This window comes from Thermosporothrix hazakensis (assembly GCF_003253565.1).
Lineage (GTDB): Bacteria > Chloroflexota > Ktedonobacteria > Ktedonobacterales > Ktedonobacteraceae > Thermosporothrix > Thermosporothrix hazakensis.
Map to the genome: position 1 here is coordinate 1 of NZ_QKUF01000069.1, position 5442 is coordinate 5442.

Annotated in this window: 10 protein-coding genes; 1 reads left to right on the forward strand and 9 read right to left on the reverse strand. The window is 48.0% G+C overall.

Features of this window, described 5'->3' with window-relative positions:
- Window positions 1–501: 501 nt before the first annotated feature.
- From EI42_RS31530 to EI42_RS31550, 6 genes are all read right to left on the reverse strand, one after another.
- Window positions 502–1329, reverse strand: coding sequence for a tyrosine-type recombinase/integrase (locus EI42_RS31530; protein WP_111326922.1), 828 nt, complete (start codon window positions 1327–1329; stop codon window positions 502–504).
- Window positions 1330–1350: 21 nt separating this feature from the next.
- Entirely contained in the window at window positions 1351–1659 is a 309-nt protein-coding gene (locus EI42_RS31535; protein WP_111326924.1) for a hypothetical protein, read from the reverse strand.
- An 11-nt stretch (window positions 1660–1670) separates the two neighbouring features.
- Window positions 1671–1901, reverse strand: a complete 231-nt coding sequence (locus EI42_RS31540) for a helix-turn-helix domain-containing protein (RefSeq protein ID WP_111326926.1) — start codon at window positions 1899–1901, stop codon at window positions 1671–1673.
- Window positions 1902–1965: 64 nt separating this feature from the next.
- Window positions 1966–2094: a hypothetical protein gene (locus EI42_RS34600; protein WP_281279014.1), complete on the reverse strand. Its 129-nt coding sequence runs from the start codon at window positions 2092–2094 to the stop codon at window positions 1966–1968.
- 195 nt (window positions 2095–2289) lie between these two features.
- Window positions 2290–3009: a hypothetical protein gene (locus EI42_RS31545; RefSeq protein ID WP_111326927.1), complete on the reverse strand. Its 720-nt coding sequence runs from the start codon at window positions 3007–3009 to the stop codon at window positions 2290–2292.
- 171 nt (window positions 3010–3180) lie between these two features.
- Window positions 3181–3498: a hypothetical protein gene (locus EI42_RS31550; RefSeq protein WP_111326928.1), complete on the reverse strand. Its 318-nt coding sequence runs from the start codon at window positions 3496–3498 to the stop codon at window positions 3181–3183.
- A gap of 214 nt (window positions 3499–3712) precedes the next feature.
- Here EI42_RS31550 and EI42_RS31555 point away from each other — a divergent pair, with 214 nt between their 5' ends.
- A complete protein-coding gene (locus EI42_RS31555) occupies window positions 3713–4285 on the forward strand; it encodes a hypothetical protein (protein ID WP_137686327.1) in 573 nt (190 codons plus the stop codon).
- Window positions 4286–4359: 74 nt separating this feature from the next.
- Here the strand turns inward: EI42_RS31555 and EI42_RS31560 are convergent, their stop codons facing one another.
- The 3 genes from EI42_RS31560 to EI42_RS31570 are packed head-to-tail and all read right to left on the reverse strand — an operon-like array spanning window position 4360 to window position 5394.
- Window positions 4360–4548: a hypothetical protein gene (locus EI42_RS31560; protein WP_111326932.1), complete on the reverse strand. Its 189-nt coding sequence runs from the start codon at window positions 4546–4548 to the stop codon at window positions 4360–4362.
- Entirely contained in the window at window positions 4532–4966 is a 435-nt protein-coding gene (locus EI42_RS31565; protein WP_111326934.1) for a hypothetical protein, read from the reverse strand. Before EI42_RS31565 ends, EI42_RS31560 begins: the two co-directional genes overlap by 17 nt.
- Window positions 4963–5394, reverse strand: coding sequence for a hypothetical protein (locus tag EI42_RS31570; RefSeq protein WP_111326936.1), 432 nt, complete (start codon window positions 5392–5394; stop codon window positions 4963–4965). The genes EI42_RS31565 and EI42_RS31570 overlap by 4 nt, the downstream gene beginning before the upstream one ends.
- Window positions 5395–5442: the final 48 nt, after the last annotated feature.

Genomic DNA, 5442 nt, shown 5'->3' on the forward strand with positions numbered 1-5442 from the left:
GAGAAAAGAGAGATGTCATGCTTCAAGTGGATGGCCGGCACTTGAGCATGTTCCTCAAGCCAGGAAATCTGTGGGGTGTGTTGATATGTTCTGACAGAATAGAAGGAGTCGCGAATATGGAAATATCCTGGAAGAAATGGCATTTGATTGAGGCCGATCTATCGACAGACGAACGACAAAATGGCCTCATTCCGTTTCGATGCATAGTGTGTGATCGAGCAGATGTAACGTGCGTTATGTTCTAACCGAGGTATATTGTATCTTTCTTGTATTTGTTCCTTCATATGCGTTTACATTCTATTTTAGTTATATATTACCTATCCCAATAGGTGGATGGCAGAAAAGCAAAAATCTCTGCTCTTTTACCAAATTTTTTATAATATAGTTAGTATTTTTATTTATATTACATCCCTATTATGTCTAAGGCCGCTCTATAAGCCAAAACCACAAAAAAAGCCATCAACTGATTTTAGTTGACAGCTTTTTTGACAGCAAACCATTTTATATCTCATCTTTTCCTACACTCTCATCTTGTATTTGTAGCAAGTTATGCATTTTTTCGCTGGCTTCCCTTTGTAGAGACGGAATCACGTGTGAATATACATCTAAAGTGGTCGAGATAGAAGAGTGTCCGAGCAACTCCTGCACCACTTTTGGGTGCACTCCCATAGCTAGTAATAGACTGGCAGCACTATGCCTTAAATCATGTAATCTGATATCCGGTAAGCCGCCTTTTCGCAGCAAATTTTTAAATTGCTTATGAAAAGTTTCAGGTAGCAAATATTTACCTGATCTGTTACAGAATACAAGGTTATTCTCTTCCCAGATATCACGAGCAGCTTCTTTTCTCTGTTTCTGCACTTCATAATGAACCTTCAGGGCATTAACAGCTATTTCGGCCAAGACAATACGTCTACGGCTCGACTTAGTTTTCGGTTCAGATACTATCATACCATACTTGCCATACCGGTTAACAGTACGACGCACGTACAATACCCCCTCTTGCAAATCCACATCCTGCCATCGTAAAGCAAGCAGCTCTCCTTTTCTAAGACCAGTTGTAATAGCGAGAATTATCAAAGCTTCTAGCCTGCTCCCTCTTGCCGTATCTATGAGTCTACGAGCTTCCTCAACTGATAATATATGGGCATCAAAAGAGGTCAATCGCGGAGGAGTAACAAGCGCGGCGACATTGCGAGCTACCATACCATCTCTTACAGCACTATCTAAGGCCTTACGCAGTGTTGAATGCATAAGAGCAATAGTTTTAGCAGAATACCCATCTTTAAGCTTATCAGCATAGAAATTCTGTATATGCGTAGTAGTCAACTTACGTAAAGCTATTCCTCCTCAGCCAGGTTGCAGATGATTACGAACGGTCAACTGGGTGTTTGCGTAAGAACCTAACTTGACCGAGGACTTATATACAGTTTCTAACCAGTGTGACAGATACGTTCCCAGCTTTATATGAGGACCTGTAGCAAGGATCCCTTGCTTATGTTCCTGTTGAGCTTCGCGCAAGCGCTCTACGACCTCTTTACGCGTTTTCCCATACAGATAAACACGCTTCCCTGACTCCGTTTTGAAGCTAGCGCACCAGCGCCCGTCCTTGCGCTGATAAATCGATCCTTCTCCATGCCCACGCCGTTTCGAGGCCATTTCGACCCCCTTTATGCAATCGCTTGTTGAGCTTGACGAGCATTAAGCCAGCCGGCCAGCGCGACCGGAGACACGCGGACCGAGCGACCAAAATGCATCACTGGTAAACCTTCTTCCGGACGGCTGAGTTGGAGCAGCTTACAGACATCCTTGATACTCAAGAGTTGCAATTGCGCGAGAGCCTGGATGACAACAGTCTGATTGTTCATTGCTTCTACCTGCATGAGTTTCTGATTTAGCATGAGAACCTCCTTATTCCCCATATGGAACCGACAGAGCAACGCCCCGCCGGCTCCACATGCCTTGTTAGAACATCAGCGTATTCGGGAGAAAGAAATCACCAATCCAGATACCAGCCTCATCAACACGCAACATGACCTCATTTTCTGTGATATTTGCGAGTACATCGCGAAAATCTTGTACCCTTAATGTCACTATGACTTCTTCTATTTCTTAAACTTCTAATACTCTTGCATTACATCCGCATACGTCTTTACCGTTAAAGTATAACTTCATTGAGTTATACATTGCATTAATATACACCTGAACGTAGTCATATTGACGATAGATAAGCAAAATAATATCTACAATATCTACATATCCTAGTAGTACCTTCATGCTTTTTCCTCCTTATGCAATCATCAGCCCGAAACGAGCTTGTTTCTTCCGTACTTCCGCTTGAAAATCCAGTTGCTTGTCTTCGAGATATTCAAGACCAGCCTCGTAGAGCCAGCGCAACATCAATGACAAATCAGCATCGGGAGCGGCATACTGACCCCCGAGCCATGCCGTCAGCGTCGTGAGATAGCCCACAGTCGCAGCCAGCCCTTGCTCAAGATTGCGCTGTCGTTTGCGCTCACGCACCACCGGGCCGAGCCCTTCTGACTCAGGCTCGATGAAAGCCTGCTGGACGAGCACCCAAACCGGATGCACGGCCCATCGCGACCGATTGGTATCGGCAGCAGATGGTATGACATAGCGCAACCAGCCATCAAGCTCATGCTCTTCTTCTGATGAATGAGAGGCTTGACCTGCCGCATAGCTCCAGAGAGAACGAAAGCGGTCAAGCAGATCATAGGGATCATCAATAGGATGCTCTAAATTGCCCAGGAACTCCCTTTTAAAGCGGAATTCCACGCGCCAGACCGGGGATTCACCGTCCCATCCATTACGTGCCCAGAGGTCATAAAACCACGTTTTGCCAGATTTTTGCCGGATCTCTAAGACCTTGTTGTAGATAGTGGCTGAGAGCGGGGCACCATGACCGCTAAAGCGCAATGTCGCTACCTTACGGCAGTCGAGTGTCACCGCATCAGCACCTGCAAGATAGAGCGCCTCGTGTTTGCGCACCCGCGAAACAAAACAGTGCTCAAAATCGACACTGGAAAAGTCATAGCCTGCAATATCTGCACACAGATGGACCTCAGAGACTTGCAGACAGATGTAAGGCCCGAAGATGGACGCCAGAAAGACGTGTACATTTCCAATCGCTTCACCGCACCACGCCGAGGACCAGAGATATTAGGACGAAAAACGCACCTGAGCAATGATATCGTTAAATCGCCCTGGAGCCACCACCAGCGTGAGCAGATGATTTTTGAGGAGCCAGCGCCATTGACGGCCCGCTCCATGAGGCTCGATAAAGAGCAGCGAGCCCTGAAAAGCCCAATCAGTGGCGATAGCCGATTCCGCCTGCTTCGCTTCTTGCTGAAAGTATTCCAGAGTCGCGACGAGAGCTTCGTCTAACTCCTTTTTTACCGGCTTAAAATGCTCATCAGCATAGCGCACATTAAGCACAAGCGTATCCACTCCAAAGCCGACGAGACAAGGGGCCTGCATAGCTAGCACACCTCCAGAGCAGACACAGCAAGCAGGAGCCAACGAAAGAGAGAAAGAAAGTGGCTTGTAGATAGAACGGCGCGTGTTACTTGGGCTGCGCCGTTCATAGCCCTGCTGAAGATGAGGCAAAGCGGAGCCTGAAGGACGGGACGAGGGCAAGCCAGAGGTTGCAGAAGAAGAGTATCGCCCTGGACGTCCAGAAGACGCCCAAGCAATGTACGAACTGGGAGAGCGAGTAATGAGCCGAAGCGGTGGGTTCGGCATTCCTCCAGAAAAGCTTGATCCATTTCTACGCATTCCCGAAGTTGCACACTTCCTGTACCGTCAAGGGAAACTGGTTGGATACTTCACACTGGTGCCGTTGAACCATGAAATAATGCTGAAACGGCTACGCGGAGAAGTACGAATAACGCAGCTTAAACCAGAGGATCTAGAAGAGTTTGACCCTGAACATCCCATAGACTGCTTCGTGTGGGAGCTAATAACGAATCCAGATGATAAACATCTTGCAGCTTACCTGATCCAGAAGCTACAGCGGTTTATCCACACATTAGGAAAACGGGGTGTACGCATCGAGTCTATTTGTGCAACCGCAACATCTCCCGAGGGCATCAATTTATGCCGCCGTTTAGGAATGCGCAGAATGACCGAGATCCAAACGCCTTATAAACAAGAGCGAGCGTTTGAGATGAGACCAATGGAGACAAAAAACTGGTTAACCAGAAACTACCAACAGGGGTTAAAAAGTTATCAGCTCAAATTAGAGCGACTAAATAGAGGCTATTAGCTAAAAAGAGCCCTGGTACACAACCGGTATCAGGGCTCCAAAAAGGGGTAACAGAGTGACCAGAATGATGTCTGCTATCTGGTATCGGGCCTTTCAAGGAATTCGGCAGCTATATTTCCATTGACGTAGAATGTAATTTTCCTGTCGTAATATGCTTGCTCTTTCGCGACAGCAAAGAACACCTTGCGAGCCTCCTCAACGTCATTCCCAGCATACAGAACTTCTTCACCTCCACGTACCTCAAAGTCATTCTGTTGCTGCATTGCCCGCTTCCTTTTCAACGTCCATTTCAACCTCAACGGGTGAGCGCTCACAGCTCATTGTGATGTACATCTGCCCGATGTGCTTGCGCCTGGTGAACTGTTTCAGCCACGAGATCAACTCATTGAGGTCATGAGGCTCTCTCGTTTCGCCGTCGAGATCCACGCGTACTAACGTGGACCACTGCTTTTCCGGGATCCAGGGAGAGCGCGTGGAGACATCTTTCGGGATCTCGTGAGAGCGCAACCACGCGAGATGATCACGCACCAGCCGCCGCCACATCTTTTTGCGCTCAGGATCAGCCTCTTGCCTGTACGCGCTGATAGAGGAATGGAAGGCATCGACAGTGATCGAGACCGCTTGCTCTCCAATATGCATGAGATCGGGAAGGCGCAGGTTCATCAGTCGATACGCGCTCATAGTTCATCTCCCTCCGCCTCTTCGGTCAGCTCATAGCATTCCTTCTTGCCGTTCAAATGAATCCCGATGCACCGTTGCGCAAACCATTGTTCCTGTCGCTCAAGATCGTCAAAGCTGGGACCATGAGGCCCGACGCGCAGACGAAAGAGTGTCAGCTCTTTCAGCTTGTCTTCGACTTCAGCGCGCGAGAGATGCGGACGAATCGGGATATCAACCTCATCAAGGGTAGAAGTCGCTTTTGTGAGCTCATTGAGCAGAGCAAGCAGGCGTTCCGCCCGCTCTTTCGGCATCGCCCCACCAGAAGCGCACGAGAGGGCAGAGATCAACTTCCGTTCTTGACAAGCATCGAAGAGTGTACGGTAACGCACTCCATGGTCGATAATGAGTCTGAAAATGTTGCTTCTCGTCTCTTGAGTTCCTTCTGTCATGAAAGCACGCTCCTTCTCCTGAAAGCGAAATTTTCACACAAGCACATG

Excerpts from the sequence above, each read along its gene's own strand:
- EI42_RS31565 (WP_111326934.1), bottom strand. The coding sequence starts at position 4,966 with ATGAGCGCGTATCGACTGATGAACCTGCGCCTTCCCGATCTCATGCAT.
- EI42_RS31570 (WP_111326936.1), bottom strand. The coding sequence starts at position 5,394 with ATGACAGAAGGAACTCAAGAGACGAGAAGCAACATTTTCAGACTCATT.
- EI42_RS31560 (WP_111326932.1), bottom strand. The coding sequence starts at position 4,548 with ATGCAGCAACAGAATGACTTTGAGGTACGTGGAGGTGAAGAAGTTCTG.
- EI42_RS31550 (WP_111326928.1), bottom strand. The coding sequence starts at position 3,498 with ATGCAGGCCCCTTGTCTCGTCGGCTTTGGAGTGGATACGCTTGTGCTT.
- EI42_RS31555 (WP_137686327.1), top strand. The coding sequence starts at position 3,713 with ATGTACGAACTGGGAGAGCGAGTAATGAGCCGAAGCGGTGGGTTCGGC.
- EI42_RS31535 (WP_111326924.1), bottom strand. The coding sequence starts at position 1,659 with ATGGCCTCGAAACGGCGTGGGCATGGAGAAGGATCGATTTATCAGCGC.
- EI42_RS31540 (WP_111326926.1), bottom strand. The coding sequence starts at position 1,901 with ATGCTAAATCAGAAACTCATGCAGGTAGAAGCAATGAACAATCAGACT.